Here is a 22,249-nt window from a genome sequence, read left to right on the forward strand (position 1 = left end):
AATTATACAGAAAAATACAAAGTTTTAGTAGTGACAGTTTATTGACAGTTACAAGTTTTTTTGACAAATCACTCTTTTTTTCATTTGTAATGTCCTGTAACTCGATTAGAATAACGACAAATTGCTGCTGTACCTTTCTACATGTCTGATTTGAATAACTCTCCCGAGCAACAAGATCGCCTTGATTTGGTCTATGGATTGAACGATCGTCCTCAACCATTCATCGCTTTTTTAGCTGCACTGCAACATTTACTTGCAATTATTGTCCCAATTGTCACGCCCGGCTTGCTGATTTGTTTAGCCCTCGGTGTTTCAAGAGAAGACACCAACATGATTCTTTCGATGTCATTGGTGATCTCGGGTATTGCAACCTTTCTACAATGTAAAAAAGTCGGTCCTTTTGGTGCAGGCTTGCTGATTGTTCAAGGAACCAGCTTCAACTTTATTGGTCCAATTATTGGTATTGGTTCAGCAATGGTCGCTGCGGGCACCCCTGTTGAAGCGGTAATGGCCTCTATTTTTGGTGTGGTGATTGCAGGTTCATTTATTGAAATGGGTGTTTCACGCATTTTACCGTGGGTGAAAATGCTGATTACTCCACTGGTTACAGGTATTGTTGTACTGCTTATTGGTTTGACCTTAATTAAAGAAGGTCTGATTAGTATGGGTGGTGGTTATCAAGCCATGGGCGATAAAACTTTTGCTAACGCTGATAACCTGATCATGTCATGTACCGTACTGGCGATCATTATCATTTTGAATCGTGTCCGTATTACCTGGGTAAAAAGCTCAGCGATTCTGATTGCCTTAATTATTGGCTATACTCTTGCCGGTTTCATGGGACATCTTGATTTCTCGGGCTTGAAAGATGCACCGATTGTTCAAATTCCAACCCCAATGCACTTTGGATTAAGTTTCTCCTGGAGTTTGTTTATTCCAATGGCCTTTATTTACCTGGTGACGTCACTAGAAGCGATTGGTGATATCACCGCGACTTCCAAGATTTCAAACCAGCCGGTAGACGGTCCGAAATGGATGGAACGTATTAAAGGTGGTGTACTTGTAAATGGTGCAAACTCTTTCCTAGCAGGTATTTTCAACACTTTCCCAAGTTCTGTATTTGCACAAAATAACGGTGTCATTCAACTGACTGGTGTTGCCAGCCGTTATGTAGGCATCTGGATTGCCGCATTATTGGTGATCCTTGGCTTGCTTCCTGCGGTTACCGGTGTCATTCAAGCGGTTCCGCAAGCCGTTCTGGGTGGTGCTGTTATGGTGATGTTCGGTGCTGTTGCAGCTTCGGGGATTAACATCCTTTCAGGTGTGCAATTAGACCGCCGTGCATTATTGATTATTGCAATCTCGCTGGCATTGGGTTTAGGTGTTGCACAAGTGCCACAAATTCTTGAACACCTGCCTGAGTTATTCCGTAACATCTTCAGTTCTGGTGTTGCGACTGGTGGTATTGCAGCATTGTTATTAAATATTATTCTTCCTGAATCGAAGAAATAATTTCATTTCAGCATCAATTCTGCCCAGCATTGTCTGGGCAGAATTTTTCAATGGCGAGATAAAAAATGGATCCAAGAAGTGAAGTTGTCATTCGACAGCACGAATATCTTTCTGGACGTGTGTTACTTGTTAATGCACCGACAGATGACTTACTTTCCAATTTAGAGAAAGACATCACTGCATGTTTGTGGACATGGAATTATAATGAGTTTCAATATTTTCAGTCGCAACAAGCCAATGTACATTTTGGTGTCGACCTTCCTGAAGGCAGTTTTGATCAAGCGATCATTTTTGTGCCTAAGTCAAAAGAATTATTAAATTACATCTTACATAATGTCGTGAGCCGTTTAGGTCTAGGTGCTTCTATCTTCCTGGTGGGTGAAAAGAAAGCGGGGGTCGAACGTGCAGCCAAGCAATTACAGCCTTATGGCAAAGCACTAAAACTCGACAGCGCACGTCATTGCCAAATGTGGCAAGTCACCATTGACTCTACAGTGACTGCGAAAGCTTTGGCAGATTGGGCGCAAGAATATACAGTAGCGACGCCAAATGGTGATTTAACCATTTGTGCCCTTCCGGGTGTGTTTAGTCAGAATCGTCTAGATGTAGGTACAGCCGTATTCTTGCCTTTTTTATCGCAAGTGACTTCAGGAAAAATTGCTGACTTTGGTTGTGGTGCGGGTGTGATCAGTGCTTATCTAGCCAAACTAAATCCGAAAAATCGAATTTTTGCGATGGATGTCGATGCTTTTGCATTGGCTTCTACCCGAATGACCTTTGAAAAAAATAGTCTTTCGCCAGAGCAACTTGAAATTACCGCAGTGACGGGTATTGAAGATGCGCCGCTATTTTTACATGCCATCGTCAGCAATCCGCCTTTCCATCAGGGCATCCATACCGATTACAACGCCAGTGAAAGCTTATGTAAAACTTCACGACGTCATTTAAAATCGGGCGGTGAATTATGGATTGTGGCAAACCGCTTTCTGAATTATCCACTTTTAATTGAGCAAAATTTTGGTCAGTGTACGACTAAAGCAGACCAACAAGGCTTTAAAGTGTTGTTCGCCAACACGAAAAAAAATGTTAAGGAACAATGATGAGCGAAACAAATCAACCACACCTACAGCGTAAGCTTGGTGCTCGCCATCTTAATATGATCGCCATTGGTGGTTCCATCGGTACAGGTTTATTCTTGGCTTCTGGTGCAACCATTGCCAATGCAGGTCCCGGTGGTGCATTGCTTGCTTATGCTCTTATTGGTTTAATGATTTATTTCTTAATGACGAGTTTGGGCGAACTGGCCACGCACAACCCCACTTCAGGTGCATTTTTCACCTATGGGACTAAATATGTGGAAGGTGGTTTTGGTTTCGCCTTAGGCTGGAACTATTGGTATAACTGGGCCATTACCGTTGCTTTTGAACTGGTTGCGGTACAGTTTATTATGAAGTTCTGGTTCCCGGATATTCCAGGTTTCTACTGGAGTGCCATTTTCCTTACCATTATTTTTGGTATTAATGCCCTGACCGTCAAAGGCTTTGGTGAAACTGAATTTTTATTCTCTCTCGTCAAAGTCATTGCGATTATTGTCTTTATCATTATTGGTATTGCCATGATTGCGAAAATCATGCTGACACCGAATATGGTCACTTTCTCCAACTGGACCAAAGGCGATGCGCCTTTTGTTGGCGGCTTACAAGCGATGATTGGCGTTGCGATGATTGCCGGCTTCTCGTTCCAGGGAACCGAGATGGTGGGTGTTGCCGCAGGTGAATCTAAAGATCCTAAAAAAACTATTCCTGTTGCCATTAAGCAAATTTTCTGGCGTATTTTATTGTTCTATGTGGTGTGTATTTTCATCATCGGGACTTTAGTTGCCTATGATGATCCTCGTCTTTTACAAGCTGCTGCAAGCGACAACATTACCCTTTCACCATTTACATTGTTGTATGAAAAAGCAGGTTTTGCTTTTGCTGCAAGCTTAATGAATGCGGTAATCCTGACTGCAATATTGTCTGCAGGCAACTCAGGCATGTATTCATCCACCCGTATGCTATTTGATATGGCACGTCAGGGACGCGCACCAAAATGGTTTGCTAAACTTGACCCTCGTGGCGTACCGATGAATGCGCTTTATGCCACCACTGCAATTGCTGCACTCTGCTTTTTAACCACGTTTATTGGCGAACAAGAAGTTTTTAACTGGTTGCTCAACATGTCAGGGATGTGTGGTTTTATTGTCTGGTTAGGCATTGCAATTTCACATTACCGTTTCCGTAAAGGCTATTTAGCACAAGGCTATAAACTCGAAGATTTGGCATATACAGCCAAGTTCTTCCCTTTTGCACCCTGGTTTGCTTTTATCCTTTGCTCGATCATTATTCTAGGTCAGAACTATGAAGCAGTGATTGGTGGAAAAATTGATTGGTTAGGTTTACTTTCAACCTATATCAGTATTCCGTTATTTCTTGCGATCTGGTTAGGTTATAAATGGAAATATAAAACCAAACTTATTCCATATAAAGAAATGGATGTTCAACCTATGAACGTAGAACGTGATTAAGTTTCTATTCTATTTAAATAAAAAAAACAGCCTTCAGGCTGTTTTTTTTATTTCTATAATAATGAATCTTCAGCAAAAAATTGTTTTAAAGCAAAACTAACTTCATTTTTATGGGTAGTACATAAACCATGCGGCGCCCCTTTAATTTGCTCTTCTACGCCATGCTTTAGAAGCTTTACCGCCTGCTGACTACAAATTTCGGGTGGTACAATTTCATCTGCGGTTCCATAAAGCACCAAAGTCGGCACTGTAATCTGTTTTAAATCTTCACGTAAATCTGTTTCGGAAAAAGCCTCAATACAATCGTAATGTGCTTTGATTGAACCTTGCATAGCAATACGCCAAAAATTTTGCACCACACCTTCAGAGTTTTTATTGAGTAATTTATCGTAACCATAAAATTTTTTAGCAAAATCCAGATAAAAATCAGCTCTGTTATCCAATAAATTTGCGCGCATTTCATCAAATACTTCTGGATCAACGCCGTCTGGATAGTCATCTCGCTTAATCATTAATGGAGTCACAGCAGCAATCAACGCAAGTTTAGTGACCTTCTGCTGTCCATATTTTGCAGTATAACGTGTGACTACCGCCCCACCCGTAGAATGCCCCACTAACGCAAAATGATCCAAATTTAAATGTTCAACCAATTGATGTAAATCTTCTGCATATTGATCAATGGTATGTCCAGCCCAAGGTTGACTTGACCTCCCATGTCCACGCCGATCAAATGCAATGACCCGATAACCATGCTCAGCTAAAAATAGCATTTGGTCTTCAAAAGCATCACTCGATAAAGGCCATCCATGTGAAAAAACAACTACAGCTCCACTTCCCCAATCTTTATAATAAATTGAGGTACCATCTTTCGTCGTTAACATCTGGCTCATTGTTTTACCCTCTTTTTATTGTTTAGGGTGTTTATTAGAACAAGATAAAAATAAAACAGTGTATTAAACAAGTTATGCTTATGTAGCAGATATAAAAAAGCAGCCCTAAGGCTGCTTTTTTATATCAATTCAATAATAAATTATTGAGCTGCTGGAGCTTGTTCTTGAGCAGGTTCTGCAACAACTGTACGGCTACCAGAAATTGTCGCGAATACACGACGGTTCATAGCACGGCCTTCTTTAGTGTTGTTGTCAGCAATCGGTTGATCCCAAGCGAAACCTTGAGTAGACAAACGAGCTGGATCTACATTGTATTCATTTACAAGTGAAGATTTAACAGAGTTAGCACGAGCTAAAGATAAACGTTCGTTCAATGCACGTGGACCAGTGTTATCGGTGTGACCTTCGATGCGAGCAGTAGCGTTTGGATATTCAACTAACTTCTCAGCAACTTTAGCAATTTCTGGTTTGTATTGATCTTTGATGTTTGATTTGTTTGTATCAAAGAACACACGAAGTTCCATGTTAAGGTCTTCAGTCAACTCTTGTGGAGCTGGTTGAACTGGAGCTACAGGTTCAACTGGAGCGACTTCAACTACAGGAGCAGCTGGTTTCAAGTGACCACCAAGAACGACATTAAGACCAGCTAAAGCTGTGTAGTTCCAGAATTGCTCATCGAAGTTATAAGTACCACGGCCTTCAGCACGTAAAGATAAAGCGTCATTCAAACGATAGAATGCACCGATACCCGCATTTGCTAAAGTACCTTCTTCAGTGTTACCACGGTCACGCGTACCAGATGGATTTACACGATCAACACCAGAAAATTTGTATTTGTAGTGACCTGCACCAGCTAATACGTAAGGTTTAAATTTGCTGTCGTAATCTTTAGTGATTAAATCAGAAGTAACGTAGAAGTTACCATTGATTTGAGTTTGTTTATACTCAGCACCAGCTTCAACTTTACTCACACCTGGGCTAGTTTTGGTTGAACCTGCTGGGAAATTGTCAAGATCAATTGCGTTAAGTGATTTATTAACATCACCTTTTACTTGATTGTATTCAGCTTCAAAACCTAACCATGGAGTCAATTCAACACCAAGCGCAGCACCAACGAATAAATCGCTTTGCATTTCGCCTTGACCAAGTTTAGAAGATAACAACTGTGATTGACCATTGTTATGTTTAGTGTCTTGCCAAGTGTAACCCAGCATTAATGGTGTAATAGTTACGCCAGCGTTAGCAGCAGCCAAAGGTGCAGCAACGAGCATTGCTAATGCAATACGACTCATTTTCATGGAATTATCCTCCAGAGATAACAATTGTTTTCAAGTTCAAGCTCAAGCCTAAATTTGGGCTATTCTGAGATGGGCTTTCTAATACCCCAGTTTTATTTTTAAGCCATTCACTTTGAATCATACAAACACTTTATTTTTTTTCCAAGTGCTTGATAATTTTAATCAAGTAAATTATTGACAAAATTACTTACAATTTCCGTTGTAATTCGGTAATTTTTTACTCAATTTATTCTTGTGAATAGCTTATTGTCACTTGCCGATTATTTTAACAGCTTTCTTAAAAGTTGAGTAATAAATCTTACTCGCAAAAAAACCCATTAAAAACAAAATATTAATAACATAAACAATTAAAAAAAAATACATTACAAGGTTAATTTAATGATTTCCAAACAAAAAACGGGTTTTACACTCATTGAGCTCATTGTTACGCTTGCTATTTTAGCGATTATAGCTGCTATAGCCTTACCTTCTTTTCACGAAACAATGGCTAAACAAGAAATCAAAAAAATTACCAACACACTGGTTTCAAGTATTCAATTGGCAAAATCACATGCTGCTATACACCACACCAATGTCGTTATTTGTCCCAGTCCAAATAAAGTGAATTGCCAAGCAAGCCAATGGAATTCAGGTTTTATTGTCTTTTTAGATACAAATAAAAACAGACAGGCGGATACTGATGAAAAAATTATCTCTACAGAATCAACTGAGCTGAAATATGGAAATTTAGATTGGAGAGGTACGTTAAGTATTCCCAGCTTAACTTTTCAAGCTGAAAATGGGCTTCCGAATGGATCAAATGGCAGTTTCTATTATTGCTCTATTTACCAACAACCTCATTATAAGATTGTTCTTAGTCCTATGGGACATACCCGTATTGAGAATCCACTGAGCTGCTAAAAACTTATCAGTCTAAAGGTGTAGAACAAACAGACTTTATTCCTGCTCATTTTTCAATATACTGCTTAAGTTTGGAAAATAATCCACTAAAAAGTAAATCTCGGAGAGAAAAAAATGACAGACATCGTAATTGTAAATGGCGCACGTACAGCTATGGGCGGTTTTCAAGGTAGCTTAGCGGATGTAACAGCACCTGAACTTGGTGCAGCTTCAATTAAGGAAGCCATTGCTCGTGCAGGATTACAACCAACTGATGTCGAAGAAGTCATTATGGGCTGCGTACTTCCTGCCGGTTTAAAGCAAGGTCCTGCACGTCAGGCAATGCGACAAGCTGGTCTGCCTGATTCAACTGGCGCAGTCACCATCAACAAACTTTGTGGTTCAGGTATGAAAGCCGTGATGCAAGCTGCCGATATGATTAAAGCAGGTTCTGCTGAAATTGTGGTTGCAGGCGGTATGGAATCAATGAGCAATGCACCTTATATATTGACCAAAGCACGTGTGGGTTACCGTATGGGCCATGGTGATGTAAAAGACCACATGTTCCTTGATGGCCTTGAAGATGCTGAAACAGGTCGTCTCATGGGCTCTTTTGCACAAGATATGGCAAATACACGTGGCTATACACGTGAACAAATGGATGATTTTGCCATTCGTTCCTTAGAACGCGCACAAACTGCAGTCAATGAAGGCTACTTCGCTGATGAAATTGTTCCTGTGACGATTTCTACACGTAAAGGTGATGTGGTTGTAAATAAGGATGAACAACCTTTTAATGCCAACATTGCAAAAATTCCAACATTACGTCCTGCATTTGCTAAAGATGGCACCATTACTGCAGCTAATGCCAGTTCAATTTCAGATGGTGCGTCTGCCCTTGTACTTACTTCAGCAGACAATGCAACAACAAAAAGTTTAAAACCTTTGGCGAAAATTGTGGCTTATGCATCAAATTCTCAACACCCTTCTGAATTTACTATTGCACCTGTTGGCGCAATCCAAAAAGTGTTAAACAAAACTGGTTGGGATGCGCAAGATGTTGACCTTTGGGAAATTAATGAAGCATTCGCCATGGTGACTATGTGTCCAATGGATGATTTCAAGCTTGATCCAGCTAAAGTTAATATTTATGGTGGTGCGTGCGCACTTGGCCACCCAGTAGGTTCAACTGGTTCTCGTATTATTTTGACTTTGATTCATGCACTTAAACGTACCGGCGGTAAAAAAGGTATTGCTGCACTGTGTATCGGTGGTGGTGAAGCGACTGCTGTAGCGATTGAGTTGCTTTAATGTATTGTTTTTAATGCTCTCTCCCTGAATGATATTTAAAGCACTGCTTTAAATTGAAATGCAAGAGAGAGAGCTAGAGAGAGGGGCTTTTACAATCCTCCCCTCTTACGGAATTTTATTCCTCATCCTTTGAAAAAGGAGGGGCATTTTAAATCCCTCTTTTGAGGGCTTTTTTATGCTTACACTTTTTCATCTTTTATTATGTTCAACCCTGTTAAATTAGAACCATCAAAAAACAAAAAATAGGCTTTCCCATGCAACTCAATCATTACCTGAATTTCCAAGGTGAAACTGAAGCCGCATTTAATTTTTATAAATCTGTTTTTGGTGGCGAGTTTTCGAATCTGACCCGTTATGGTGAAATGCCGCCTGAAGAAGGTGTCACGCTATCTGAAGCAGATAAAAATCTTATTCTGCATGTTTCGCTACCGATCAATGAGTTTACAGAATTGATGGCATCCGATACCAATGATCAATTCTGTGCGCAAAGCAATAGCCCTTTCACTAAAGGTAATAATCACTATATTTCGATTAATCTGAATGCTGATGAGCAAGCTGAAGCAAAACGCTTGTTTGATGCTTTATCTGTGAATGGTCAAATTGAAATGCCCTTAGAAAAGACTTTCTGGGGTGCGCTGTATGGTGCTTTTACCGATCAGTTTGGAATTAAATGGATGGTGAACTGTCAACTAGAAGCAATGTGATATTAAATTCTCCTATATACCATGCATAAAAAAGCCGGAATCAATCCGGCTTTTTTTTTACAGCAACTTAATTTAGATTAAACACCTGTTTGATAATGTGCTTGTGCAACCGCAGTTGATGCCTGGTACGGATTTTTAAAATCATTTAAACCCGCAGCAGCTTCATGAATATCTTTACCTTCTTTAATCACGAAAGTATCGAAGCCTGAACGTTTTAAATAGTTCAGCACATCTTTAAAGATATCGCCAGTTGCACGAAGTTCACCTTGATAGCCTTGACGGCGTAAAAGCGCTGCAAATGAATAGCCGCGACCATCATTAAAGCCTGCAAATTCAATAAAGATTGCATCAAGCTCATCTAGCGGAAATTCATTGACTTCAGGAGAAGCATCAACAGTAATGTATAAGGCTTTTTTGCCAGATACATTTGCCAATTGATCAAGCTGCTCTACAGTTAGAACAACATCACCTTGCGGTAAAACACCATCTTCACCAATCAATTGATAAGTGTTGTCTGCAATTGTGCCATCTTTAGAGAGCACTTTTAGTGCGGTATTAAGCATATGCACGCTCCTTGAATGGTTGAATGCCAACACGACGGTAGGTTTCGATAAACTCTTCACCTTCAGTACGCAAATCAAGATAGGTATTTAGGATTTCTTCAATCACGTCAGGTACACGGTCTGCTGCAAATGATGGCCCCAAGATGTCACCAATTGAAGCATCATGATCGGCATTACCACCTAAAGTAATTTGGTAGAATTCAGCGCCTTTTTTATCGACACCTAAAATACCAATATTACCGACATGGTGATGACCGCAGGCATTCATACAACCTGAAATATTCAAGTCGATGTGACCCAAGTTATATACGGTATCCAAGTCATCGAAACGACGCGAGATTGCTTCAGAAATCGGAATTGATTTTGCATTTGCTAGCGAGCAGAAGTCACCGCCCGGGCAGCAAATGATGTCTGTTAAGAAACCAATATGCGCACGTGCAAGGTTGTTTTGCTCAAGAATTTGCCACAATTCGAACAGGTCTTTTTGCGGCACATCAACCAATGAAATATTCTGTTCGTGTGTGGTACGAAGTTCACCGAAAGTATATTTGTCTGCAAGATCTGCAATCAAATTCATTTCTTCAACGGTCATATCACCCGGTGCAATACCGGCACGTTTAAGTGAAATCGTAACAATACGATAGCCTTTCACTTTATGTGCATTGGTGTTGATGTTGAACCATTGCTTGAATTTAGGATGCGCAGCGAACTGTTCAGCAAAATCTTCATCTGCATAATCTTGATAATCAAATGGCGTGAATTCTTCATCCAATTTTTTCAAGATTTCAGGCTGAATTTTCAAGGTCTGAATAGTATGGGCAAATTCAGCTTCAACTTTTTCAGCAAATACTGCAGGGGTTAACGCTTTTACCAAAATTTTGATACGTGCTTTATATTTGTTGTCACGGCGACCGTGCAAGTTATACACACGAAGGACTGCTTCAAGATAAGCAATTAAATCTTCACGTGGCAAGAAGTCACGAATAAAGCTACCAATCACTGGTGTACGACCGAGGCCACCACCGACTTTAATTTTATAGCCGATCTCGCCTGCTTCATTTTTCACGATATACACACCGATATCATGGAATGAAACTGCTGCACGGTCTGTTTCAGCCAATGCAGACACCGCAATTTTAAATTTACGCGGCAAGAAAGCAAATTCCGGGTGGAAGGTTGACCATTGACGAATCAATTCACAGGTCGGACGCGGGTCAGCAATCTCACCGGCAACCACACCTGCATATTGGTCAGTTGTGGTATTACGAATACAGTTACCCGATGTTTGAATGGCATGCATTTGAACTGTTGCAAGTTCTGCCAACATGTCAGGCACATTTTCTAGTGCAGGCCAGTTAAACTGAATGTTTTGACGTGTTGATACGTGTGCATAACCACGGTCATATTCTTTAGCCAAATCCGAAATTTTACGAAGTTGGTTCGAATTCATCAGACCATAAGCCACAGCAATACGTAACATTGGCGCATAGCGTTGCACGTATAAACCATTTTGGAGACGTAGCGGACGGTATTCATCTTCCGTCAATTTACCCGCTAAATAACGTTCCGTTTGGTCACGGAACTGTGCAACACGTTCATTGATCAGTTGCTGATCGAAATCAGTATATAAATACATGGCGTACAGCTAGTAGGTTCATTATAACGGCTGACAGCATAACGAGATTTAAACTATCAACAAAATGCGTTTTTTACATATTTAATAGCGGTTTTATTGATAAGCATGTCGGGATTTCACTGATATAGCGCGATACAGCCGAATCATGCTGCCTTTAATCAGATTTGATGTTGTTTTCACTTGCTTATCATTATTTTTCATATAAAGCATTAATGTAAAAATCTAAGCGAGTAAACTTCTCTATTTTTATATTAAGAAAATGAAATTTTTAAAAATGTTTAAATTTACCCAATAAAAAAGCCCGACGAATCAGGCTTTTTAAAATTTTAATGATTATTTCTTTTGATCAGGTAAAGCATAAGCCATGATGGAATCGCCCATTTTGGTACCAAATGAAGCATGACCACCAGCCATAATCACAACGTATTGTTTACCATTCTCTTCATAAGTCATTGGGGTTGCTTGGCCACCTGCAGGTAGACGACCTTTCCAAAGTTCATCACCATTCGTCACATTGATGGCACGGAGGTAATAATCATGTGTTGCTCCAATGAACATCACGTTACCCGCTGTAGAAATTAAACCACCAAGCATTGGCACACCCATTTTAAGTGGCGGCAATGGAATACTCGACATACTGTCACGGATGGTACCAATACGACGCTTCCACGCCACTTGATGGGTATTCAAATCTACACCAGCAACATAACCCCAAGCCGGTTGTTTACAAGGTAGGTCTAATGGTGAAAAGAATACACTGATTTCTACACCATAAGGAACGCCATACATTGGCTGTACACTAGCTTCTATACCTGTGCCTTTAGCAATTTTTGGACGATTTGGATCTGTAGGAATAAGTTTAGTCACATATGGCAAACCAATCGGGTTCATCACTGCAATTTGACGGTCTGGGTTCACAGACATACCGCCCCATTCAAATACACCCAAGTTACCCGGGTAGACCACAGTCCCATTTTCAGAAGGTGGTGTATACATGCCATCGTAGTTCAATTTTTTGAAAGATACACGACACAACAACTGGTCAAACATAGTGACACCCCACATTTGTTTATCCGTCAACTTCTCTTTAGGCCCCATATTAAAATCAGAGAACGGTTGTGTAGGAGAATAACGTTCGCCTTTGGTTTGAGGACCATGTTTCACCGTTTGTGGAACCGCACGTTCTTCAATCGGAACGATTGGTTGACCATTACGACGGTCTAAAACAAAGATATTCCCTGTTTTGGTCAATACATAGATTGCAGGAACAATGTTGCCAGATTTGTCTTTGATGTCAGTCAATGTCGGTTGAGACGGTACGTCCATATCCCATAAATCGTGATGGGTAGTTTGGAAGTCCCAAATTAACTTGCCTGTTGAAGCATTTAGCGCAAGCATTGCGTTTGCATAACGTTCATCTAACTCGGTACGGTGACCACCCCAGACATCAGGCGTACCGACACCCGTTGGAACGTAGACGATATCCAATTTAGCATCATAGGCCAATGGTGCCCATGCGTTTGGCGAGTTTTGAACGAATTTTTGACCCGGTGCAGGAATTGCATTCGGATTTTCAGCACCCGTATCAAACACCCAAAGAAGTTCACCGGTATTGACATCATAACCACGGATTACACCCGATGGCTCCTCAGTAGAATAGTTATCATTCGTTGACCCCCCAATGATGATGGTAGTCCCTGTAACCACGGGTGGAGAGGTTGGGATATAACCGCCCGGATACGGGAATGGCATGTCTTTTTGCAGATCAACTTCGCCATTTTTACCAAAGTCGCTACAAGGTTGACCATTGTCTGCATTGATTGCCACCAGACGACCATCACTGACAGGCAAGATCACTTTACGTGGGCAAAGTGCTGATGATGATTTTTTATTTTGCAGGCTTGCTTCGAAACCAACCGTGTTGTTGACATCATAGTAAGACACACCACGACAAGTTAAATGCTGATAAGTATTATCCGCTTTGAGTTTAGGATCAAAGCTCCATTTTTCTTTACCTGTGACTGGGTCTAAAGCAACTAAACGTTGATGCATGGTACAGAGATAAAGATTGTTACCCACTTTAATTGGAGTAACCTGATTGGTTGTTGCACCAGAATCATTTTCAGTTCTACTTTCGCCAGTATGATATTCCCAAGCGACTTGAAGATCTTTTACATTTTGATCGTTAATTTGAGCCAATGGAGAATAACGCAATCCAGACTGGGTACGACCATAAGCTGGCCAGTCACCATCTTCAACACCCAGAATAGGTTGCGATATTGCAGGCTGTTTGGTGCTTAATTCACCATGAATTTCTTGAGGATCATTAAAGATAGAGTAGATCATTACTGCAATTGTGATTGCCAATGTTCCGGTCAGGGCAAGTTTTGCACCTTTTGTATTTTCGAATCCGCGAGTCACTGCAGGAATGAGTAAAAAAAGACCAAATATACCGAGAATATCTAACCTAGGCGCTAACGCGAAGAAGTCAGAACCAACCTCCCAAAGTCCCCATACCACAGTACCTAATACAAAAGCTGCGTAAACAAGAAGTGCCAAACTTTTTAATTTTTGCAATAAAATTGCAGTAGCGATGAAGAATAAACCTGCGATGATGTAGTACCAAGACCCACCAAGCACTGCAAGATATATTCCACCAATCAGCAGCACTAAACCGAAAATGATGGCCACGATGACCAAAATCGTTTTTAGAACTGAACCTGAAGTAGCCATATTTCCCCCTATTTTTAAGATTCTTTTTTTTAAAAGCTCATACTTAAAGTTAAATATGAGCAATTTTTTGTAGTTTTTAGATGTTAAAGATCTGAGTTAAAACGACCTGCATAAAGAGACTTGTCCTCTAAGCACCTAGCATAATTCGATTGTACTCTTAATAAATCAGCTGAATTCTATCGCAATAGCAGTACTATTGCCTTCAAGCAACAAAAAATCCTCATAGTTTTTTTGAATTTTTCTATTTAATTTACATCTAGTTATCTTTATAAGTATAGATTATCACAATACTATCTATTACAGCCCCAATTTTTTATATTGACATTAAAAAAGCCTGACGAATCAGGCTTTTTTAATTTTAATAATTATTTTTTTTGATCTGGTAAAGCATACGCTACTAAATAGTCACCCATTTTAGTACCGAATGAACCATGACCACCTGCCATAATCACAATGTATTGTTTACCATTCGCTTCATAAGTCATTGGAGTTGCTTGGCCACCTGCCGGTAAACGACCTTCCCACAATTGATCACCGTTACTCACATTGAAGGCACGGATATAGTTATCCTGAGTACCCGCAACGAACATGACGTTACCCGCGGTAGAAATTGAACCACCTAGACCAGGAACACCAATTTTAAGTGCTGGTAACTGGAACAGGTTTGGTAGGCTGTCACGGATTGTACCGATACGTTTTTTCCAAACCACGTCATGTGTATTGAGATCAACACCCGCTACGAAGCCCCAAGCCGGTTGTTTACAAGGTAAACCCAGTGGTGACAAGAATGCTTTAATTTCCACCCCGTAAGGCACGCCATACATCGGCTGAACACCCGCTTCCGTACCCGCACCTTTGGCAGTTTGTTTACGGTTTGGATCTGCAGGAATAAGTTTCGTCACAAATGGCAAACCAATTGGATTCATCACTGCAACTTGACGGTCTTGGTTGACAGACATACCGCCCCATTCAAACACCCCCAAGTTACCTGGGAACACTAAAGTACCGTTTTCAGAAGGTGGTGTATAAATACCATCATAGTTCAATGATTTGAAGTAAACACGACACATTAACTGGTCAAACATGGTTGCGCCCCACATTTGTTTATCCGTCAATTTATCTTGTGGTGCAAGATCGAAATCAGAGAACGGTTGAGTGGGTGAATAACGCTCACCTTTGGTTTGTGGACCACGTTTCACCGTTTGTGGAACTGGTTTCTCAGTAATCGGAACGATTGCTTCACCTGTACGACGGTCTAAAACAAAGGCATTCCCTGTTTTAGTCAATACGTAGATTGCAGGCACGATGTTGCCAGATTTATCTTTGATGTCAGCTAAAGAAGGTTGTGATGGTACGTCCATATCCCACAAATCGTGATGTGTGGTTTGGAAGTCCCAAACTAATTTACCTGTAGATGCATTAAGTGCAAGCATTGAATTTGCATAACGCTCAGCAAGCTCAGTACGATTACCCCCCCAGATATCCGGAGTGCCTACACCTGTTGGTACATATACGATGTCTAATTTTTCATCGTAAGCCAAAGGTGCCCAGGCATTTGGTGAGTTTTGAACATATTTTTGACCAGGAGCAGGTATTAGATTCGGATCTTCCGCGCCAGTATCAAATACCCAAAGCAGTTCACCGGTGTTTACATCATAACCACGGATCACACCAGAAGGTTCTTCTGTTGAGTAGTTATCTGTGGTTGAACCACCAATGATGATAGTTGTTCCGGTAATCACTGGAGGTGAAGTGGGTACATAACCACCTGGATACGGGAATGGCATGTCTTTTTGAAGATCGACTTCACCATTGTTACCAAAGTCGGTACAACGCTGACCATTGTCTGCATTGATTGCAACAAGGCGGCCATCATTCACAGGAAGAATGACTTTACGTGGACAAAGTGTCGACGTTGAGCGTTTGCTTTCTAGACTTTTTGCGAATTGAACAGTGTTGTTCGCATCAAAATAAGAAACACCACGACAGGTTAAATGCTGGAAGGTGTTATCCGCTTTTAACTTCGGATCAAAACTCCATTTTTCCTTACCTGTGGCAGGATCAAGTGCAATCAAACGTTGATGTGTCGTACACATAAACATGTTATTGCCAATTTTAATTGGAGTGACCTGATTGGTGGTTTCGCCCGAGTCATTCTCAGTTTTCATTTCGCCAGTACGGAAAGTCCAGGCGACTTGTAAATCTTTAACGTTGTCGCTGTTAATTTGATTTAACGGAGAATAACGCACACCCGCTTGAGTACGACCATAAGCAGGCCAATCTTCAGGAGCTACACCAGTAATGGCTTGCGCTTGTTTAGGCTGTGCAGTTTTAATTTCACCATTAATTTCTTGTGGATCATTAAAAATTGAATAGATCATTACCACAATGGCAATGATCAAAGTGCCAGACAAGGCAATTTTACCTGTTTTAGCATCGTTGATACCGCGAGAAATCGCAGGAATCAACAACCATAAACCCAGTAAACCCAAGATATCGAAACGTGGTGCAAGTGCCCAGAAGTCAGTACCTGCTTCCCAAACACCCCAAATGACCGTACCCAGCATTAATGCGGCATACACAAAAAATGCTTTCGAATTCGATTTCTTCAGAAGAATTGCAGTTACCAATAATAATAAACCGGCAACGATGTAATAAATTGAACCGCCTAGCACCGCTAGCCAGATACCGCCTATCAACAGGATTAACGCAAATATCGCCAAAATAATGACGCTAAATGTACGCATTCCTGTTCCTGTAGATGGGTTACTCATATGAACCACCTTAATCTTTGATTTTCAGTATGGTTAATCAAAAAGATTCTTCATAACCCTTTTGATTAACCGTATGTACATCAGTTACAAAACGAGCCCCTTTAAAAAAAATTAGAGGTAATCACAGTTGGTGATGACCTCTAATTTTTTAAGACTCTGTATGAACCTTAGAATGCAGTTTGGAACTTGATTCCGCCAACCCAAGCATTTTCGCCGTTCTTATACGCGCCTACATGACGAATATATTGAACGTTTGGACGGATCGTTAACCAATTGGTTGCATGTAAACCGTAGTAAATTTCTGCATCAATTTCTTCACTACGTTGATCATTCAGATCATCGTTCATGTTGATACGTGCAACACCGACTGCAATTTCATCTTTAGGACGTGAATCCATCGCGCCTTTATATACAAAACCGATGTTTTGCATATCGCTAACGTTGTTAGTTTCAGAATTATGAACAGTGAGATTCACAAAACCCGTTAAGCCACGAGAAGTGTCACCTTGATGTGCAGTCAGTTGTTGCTTCGCAACCACCCAACCACCTTGATGATGATCTGTTTCGGCTTTATTACTAATTACTTCTGCATCAGCAGTGCTGTAGTAATAACCTGCACGGTATTCACCCGGAAGTTTTTCAGTACCGACTTTCGGTGTCCAAACGATTTCTGCAGGAATAATTGCACCATGAGAACCATCAGTACTCAGGTTAAAGCCTTTGCCACGTTCTAAATTTTCAGGGTTGTATTCATATACACCGACTTGAGCATAGACTTCAGGCGTTACGTTGTATTTCACACGTGCAGCCCATTGGCTTACAGGCCAGTTGTACCATTGATCACCGACCCAGTTACCCACTTGTGAACCACAAAGCGCCAGATTTTGGAAATCACAGTCAAAACTGTTGAAGTCTTCACCTTCACCAAAACGACCGACTTTCACATCTAATTTTTGCTCTAAGAATTTTTTCTTGATCCAAAAATCAGTTAAACGCCAAGTTTGACCACGGCCCCATACTTCTTGTACAGAACTTAAATGACCATTTTCCACACCCGTAGATTGGCCATTTAAAGCATCAGAAGTGTTTGAAAGGTTACGACCGTTACGCTTAGTTACATTAATTTGGGCTTCAGTATCTTTCCAACCGGCAATCTTTTCTAAGTCTAAGTGCGCACCAATTACAAACTGGTCTGCGTATTCAGTTCCGTGACTTGATGCACGTTTTGCATCGAGCAAAGTTGCCATTTCACCAGTATAACCAAAGCTGAAATCGTAACCTTGTTTTTGCAATGCAGTACGCTGACCTTCCCAGTCACCGAACATCCACGGGCTTTCCGCGTTAAATGCATCACTTGCATGTGCTGCAGAAACACTAGATAAGAAAGCAGTTAATGCAACCGAAACTGCCAGGGCTTTGGGAGAAAAGTGCATATAAGAAACCATGATAATATTTATATGTATTTTGTATATGTTACGCCTGTTTTTTGTGAAATTGGTCACTTTTTTCTTCACAATCTTTTATCCGGTTGATTAAATGTTTTTAACCGTTTGATAAAAAATAGAAAAATCCATCACCATTTCCCTTCCCCGAGTCGCTGTCCAGCGAAATTATAGACATTTTTTGATCGGGAGAACTTAATTGGACAGCTTAACTGTTGCTCTGTCTGTTCTGAATTTGTATCCAAAGGGATCTCGACTGTCCATTGTCGTTGTTGGGCAAGTTCCGAATCAAGTGCCTCATCCAAATACAGTACAGGTTCAACGCAAACGTCTTGCGCTGCAAAAATTGCCTGCCACTCGACAAAAGCTTTGGATTTTATTTTGTCTTGAATGGCTTGCTTGACCAGTTGTCGATCTGACTCATCGAAAGAAGCGCCTTTTTCCAGAAGCACAGGAAGTTCCAAAATGGTGGCTAAACCAGACATAAATTGAGGTTCTAAACTCCCCACAGATAGGTAGCGGCCATCTTTGGTCTGATAGTAATCATAAAAAGTTCCGCCATTCAAATGCCCTTGTTCAGCATATTGTTTAGTTTTTCCTGCCAGTGATGCTGCTGCCGCCATATTATTTAAGGTCACCACACAATCGGTCATCGAAATATCAATATATTGCCCCTGTCCACTGCGTTGCCGTTCAATCACTGCAGATAGAATTCCAATCACTGCATGTAAAGAACCACCCGCAACATCTGCAATTTGAATGCCCATGGGCGGTGGACCACTGTCTTGCCGACCGCTATGTCCTGAAATTCCAGAAAGTGCGAGATAATTGATGTCATGACCAGCTTTATCTTTATAGAGTCCGGTTTGCCCATAACCGGTAATGGAACAATAAATCAGTCGCGGATTAATTGCGGCAAGGCTTTGATAATCCAAGCCAAGCCGTTGCATTACTCCGGGTCTGAACTGCTCAATCACAATGTCAAATTCAGAAATTTTCTGTTTAATGGAAGCAATATTTTCAGGATCTTTTAAATCCAGCGCTATGGATTGTTTATTTCGATTCAAATAACTATGCGCAGTCGCTTGTCCATTGGCATAAGGTGGCAATAAACGGATTAAATCCGGACGTGTTGGCGATTCCACATGAATAACCTCTGCACCCAAGTCAGCTAAATATAATGTAGCGAATGGTCCCGGCAAAAGCGTAGAAAAATCGAGAACTTTTAATCCTTTTAAAGCAGCTTCCATGTTCTTTTTACTCTTTTATGTTGATTTTTTCCCCATATTAGAAATATAAATGCAACAAAACAATGTCATGTTCAGCCATTTACCTTGATCATTTCGGCAATTTAATATGTAGATAAGGTAAAATATATATTGTAAATTGCCAACCAAACATTTTTTAGTGTCATTTAGGTCAACTACAAGTGAATATAAAATTAGGTCAACTACAAGTGAATATAAAAGATAAAGAAACTGATGACTTTAATATAAGTCGCGATACGATTAGTATCCACTTCGTGAATGCGGCTTTAACAGGCGTAAAACGTCTAGGTATGGACGTCGAAACTTTATTGTCACATGTAGGCATTGAACCCGACTTATTACGTCAACCTAAAGCACGTATTTCTCCTGAGCAATACACCCGATTTATTAAAATGTTATGGATGGTGACTCAAGACGAACATATGGGCTTTGATATACAGCCACGTCGCTTGGGCACTTTTGCCATTATGTGTCAGTTGATTATTCACGCGAAAACGCTAGGAGACGCTTTAGATCTTTCTGCACAATTCTATAAACTGTTTGGTGATGAATGGTCAGTGACTATAGAACGTGATAAACACGAAGCACGTCTGGTTCCTCATGTTCCCCAAAGCATGGATCCCGACCATTTCATTACCGAAAGTATGTTGATGATTTGGCACGGTTTAGCCTCTTGGCTAATTGAACGCCGTATTCCACTGGAACGTGTGCACTTCGGCTATCCACGCCCTGCTCATGCCGATGAATACGATGCCCTCTTCTTCGCACCGGTGATGCAGTTTGATGCAGCACGTACCGAAATTACGTTTGCAGCAGATTATCTGGATTTACCACTGCGTCAAACTGAAGAAAATCTGGAAGAATTCTTAAAAGCGGCACCGGCTCAATTACTGGTTAAATTCAAAAATACCAACTCTTTAACTTCACGTATTCGTGAAGTACTCAAAAGCCAAATTGGTGAAGAAATGCCAACCTTGAATGATGTGGCATCTATGCTGTACTTGTCGCCACAAACTTTACGTCGTCGTTTGGCTGCTGAAGGTAAAAGCTATCAAGGGGTTAAAGATGCATTACGCCGTGATGCTGCCATTCACCTTTTACTCAACCCGGGCTTAACCTTGGAAGATGTGGCACAACAAGTCGGTTTCAGTGAAACCAGTACCTTCCACCGTGCATTCAAGAAATGGACTGGAGTAACACCAGGATTGTATCGCCAATTACACGGCTATCATTAATCTTTTAGATTCATTGCAGTTTCTCCGCCCAGACTAGTATGTCTGGGCTTTTTTTATTGGCAAAAAAAGTCATTTGATCTGATCCGTTCTCGTCATTGCACTTCACAAATTAATCATTACACTCGAAAAGTATAACAATTTAAAAGTCATAACAAAGGAACAGCTATGAGCGAAGCCTACATCATTGATGCCATTCGCACACCACGCGGAAAAGGAAAAAAAGACGGTTCACTGCATCAAGTGAAACCGATCACCCTACTCACAACATTACTCAATGAACTGAAAGATCGTCACCAACTCGACACTTCTAAAGTCGATGACATTGTGCTGGGCTGTGTAACACCAATTGGTGATCAAGGGGCAGATATTGCCAAAACGGCAGCCATTGCTGCAGGTTGGGACAATGATGTGGCGGGTGTACAAATCAACCGTTTCTGTGCATCAGGACTTGAAGCCGTGAATATGGCGGCCATGAAAGTCCGTTCGGGCTGGGAAGATATCGTGGTTGCCGGTGGTGTAGAGTCAATGTCTCGCGTACCGATGGGTTCAGATGGCGGTCCTTGGGCACTTGACCCTGAAACCAATATGGCATGCGACTTTATCCCTCAAGGGATTGGTGCAGACCTGATTGCGACCATTGATGGTTATACGCGTTCAGATGTCGACACTTTTGCCGAAAACTCGCAAAAGAAAGCTGCCGCAGCGCAAGCCAAGGGTTATTTCAATAAATCGATTGTGCCTGTAAAAGACAAAGCTGGCGTGACGATTTTAGCTCAAGACGAATTTATTAAACCGACCACCACTGCGGAAGGTTTAGCCAAGCTCAATCCAAGTTTTGCCATGATGGGACAAATGGGCTTCGATGCGATTGCCCTGCAAAAATATCCAGAAGTCGGGCAAATCAATCATGTGCATCATGCTGGGAATTCATCGGGCATTGTCGATGGTGCAGCAGTTGTTTTAATTGCTTCAGAAAAAGCGGTGAAAGAACAAGGTTTAAAACCACGTGCCAAAGTTTTAGCAACGGCATTGGTTGGCTCTGATCCAACCATCATGCTGACCGGCCCTGCACCTGCAGCGCGTAAAGCCTTGGAAAAAGCCGGTCTAAGGATTGATGACATCGACCTGTTTGAAGTCAACGAAGCCTTTGCCGCAGTGGTGATGCGCTTTATTACCGAACTCAAGGTTGATCCTGCCAAAGTCAATGTCAATGGTGGTGCAATTGCCATGGGACATCCACTGGGTGCGACCGGTGCAATGATTCTGGGAACGCTACTTGATGAACTGGAACGTCAGGGCAAAAAACGTGGTTTGGCCACGTTATGTGTCGGTGGCGGTATGGGCATCGCAACCATTATTGAATTGGTATAAAGCTAGTCGATAAATAACCCTAAACTTTGATAGATGTAAAGCGTCATCCACAACCTACCCTTCATTA

General features: G+C 41.1%; 16 protein-coding genes. 8 read left to right on the forward strand and 8 right to left on the reverse strand.

Annotated features, from left to right (window positions below):
• Window positions 1-141: 141 nt before the first annotated feature.
• The 3 genes from HLH14_RS09970 (at window position 142) to HLH14_RS09980 (ending at window position 4,078) form a co-directional block, all read left to right on the forward strand.
• On the forward strand, window positions 142-1,512 hold the full coding sequence (locus HLH14_RS09970) for a uracil-xanthine permease family protein (protein ID WP_067723645.1): 1,371 nt from the start codon (window positions 142-144) through the stop codon (window positions 1,510-1,512).
• 65 nt (window positions 1,513-1,577) lie between these two features.
• On the forward strand, window positions 1,578-2,612 hold the full coding sequence (locus tag HLH14_RS09975; RefSeq protein WP_067723646.1) for a class I SAM-dependent methyltransferase: 1,035 nt from the start codon (window positions 1,578-1,580) through the stop codon (window positions 2,610-2,612).
• On the forward strand, window positions 2,612-4,078 hold the full coding sequence (locus HLH14_RS09980) for an amino acid permease (protein ID WP_067723647.1): 1,467 nt from the start codon (window positions 2,612-2,614) through the stop codon (window positions 4,076-4,078). The genes HLH14_RS09975 and HLH14_RS09980 overlap by 1 nt, the downstream gene beginning before the upstream one ends.
• A gap of 53 nt (window positions 4,079-4,131) precedes the next feature.
• On the opposite strand, the gene HLH14_RS09985 is transcribed toward HLH14_RS09980, so the two are convergent.
• Window positions 4,132-4,968, reverse strand: coding sequence for an alpha/beta fold hydrolase (locus HLH14_RS09985; RefSeq protein ID WP_067723648.1), 837 nt, complete (start codon window positions 4,966-4,968; stop codon window positions 4,132-4,134).
• Window positions 4,969-5,108: 140 nt separating this feature from the next.
• Window positions 5,109-6,266, reverse strand: a complete 1,158-nt coding sequence (gene omp38, locus HLH14_RS09990; protein WP_067723649.1) for an outer membrane protein Omp38 — start codon at window positions 6,264-6,266, stop codon at window positions 5,109-5,111.
• Between the two features lie 378 nt (window positions 6,267-6,644).
• Between omp38 and HLH14_RS09995 the strand changes: the two genes are divergently transcribed.
• The 3 genes from HLH14_RS09995 to HLH14_RS10005 all read left to right on the forward strand — a co-directional run bounded on the left by HLH14_RS09995 (window position 6,645) and on the right by HLH14_RS10005 (window position 9,160).
• Window positions 6,645-7,166, forward strand: a complete 522-nt coding sequence (locus HLH14_RS09995; RefSeq protein WP_067723650.1) for a GspH/FimT family pseudopilin — start codon at window positions 6,645-6,647, stop codon at window positions 7,164-7,166.
• Window positions 7,167-7,280: 114 nt separating this feature from the next.
• Window positions 7,281-8,456, forward strand: a complete 1,176-nt coding sequence (locus HLH14_RS10000) for a thiolase family protein (RefSeq protein WP_067723651.1) — start codon at window positions 7,281-7,283, stop codon at window positions 8,454-8,456.
• Between the two features lie 254 nt (window positions 8,457-8,710).
• Window positions 8,711-9,160: a VOC family protein gene (locus HLH14_RS10005; RefSeq protein ID WP_067723652.1), complete on the forward strand. Its 450-nt coding sequence runs from the start codon at window positions 8,711-8,713 to the stop codon at window positions 9,158-9,160.
• Between the two features lie 77 nt (window positions 9,161-9,237).
• Here the strand turns inward: HLH14_RS10005 and HLH14_RS10010 are convergent, their stop codons facing one another.
• The 6 genes from HLH14_RS10010 to HLH14_RS10035 form a co-directional block, all read right to left on the reverse strand.
• Entirely contained in the window at window positions 9,238-9,723 is a 486-nt protein-coding gene (locus HLH14_RS10010) for a DUF934 domain-containing protein (protein ID WP_067723653.1), read from the reverse strand.
• Window positions 9,716-11,359, reverse strand: coding sequence for a nitrite/sulfite reductase (locus HLH14_RS10015; protein ID WP_067723654.1), 1,644 nt, complete (start codon window positions 11,357-11,359; stop codon window positions 9,716-9,718). The genes HLH14_RS10010 and HLH14_RS10015 overlap by 8 nt, the downstream gene beginning before the upstream one ends.
• Window positions 11,360-11,692: 333 nt before the next feature.
• Window positions 11,693-14,092 carry a glucose/quinate/shikimate family membrane-bound PQQ-dependent dehydrogenase gene (locus HLH14_RS10020; protein ID WP_171533033.1) on the reverse strand — a complete coding sequence of 800 codons (2,400 nt, stop codon included), beginning with the start codon at window positions 14,090-14,092 and terminating at the stop codon, window positions 11,693-11,695.
• A gap of 365 nt (window positions 14,093-14,457) precedes the next feature.
• The gene (locus HLH14_RS10025; protein WP_067723656.1) at window positions 14,458-16,866 is read right to left on the reverse strand and encodes a glucose/quinate/shikimate family membrane-bound PQQ-dependent dehydrogenase; all 2,409 of its coding nucleotides are present in this window, start codon (window positions 16,864-16,866) and stop codon (window positions 14,458-14,460) included.
• 167 nt (window positions 16,867-17,033) lie between these two features.
• On the reverse strand, window positions 17,034-18,299 hold the full coding sequence (locus HLH14_RS10030) for a carbohydrate porin (RefSeq protein WP_067723657.1): 1,266 nt from the start codon (window positions 18,297-18,299) through the stop codon (window positions 17,034-17,036).
• A 140-nt stretch (window positions 18,300-18,439) separates the two neighbouring features.
• Complete coding sequence (locus HLH14_RS10035) at window positions 18,440-19,558, reverse strand: CaiB/BaiF CoA transferase family protein (RefSeq protein ID WP_067723658.1); 1,119 nt, start codon at window positions 19,556-19,558, stop codon at window positions 18,440-18,442.
• 242 nt (window positions 19,559-19,800) lie between these two features.
• On the opposite strand from HLH14_RS10035, the gene HLH14_RS10040 reads away from it, so the two are divergent.
• Both HLH14_RS10040 and HLH14_RS10045 read left to right on the forward strand, forming a co-directional pair.
• The gene (locus HLH14_RS10040) at window positions 19,801-20,811 is read left to right on the forward strand and encodes an AraC family transcriptional regulator (RefSeq protein ID WP_067723677.1); all 1,011 of its coding nucleotides are present in this window, start codon (window positions 19,801-19,803) and stop codon (window positions 20,809-20,811) included.
• A 165-nt stretch (window positions 20,812-20,976) separates the two neighbouring features.
• Window positions 20,977-22,182 (forward strand): acetyl-CoA C-acetyltransferase, encoded by a 1,206-nt coding sequence (locus HLH14_RS10045; RefSeq protein ID WP_067723659.1) that lies wholly within the window; start codon window positions 20,977-20,979, stop codon window positions 22,180-22,182.
• Window positions 22,183-22,249: the final 67 nt, after the last annotated feature.

The organism is Acinetobacter terrae (assembly GCF_013004375.1).
Classification (GTDB): Bacteria; Pseudomonadota; Gammaproteobacteria; order Pseudomonadales; family Moraxellaceae; genus Acinetobacter; species Acinetobacter terrae.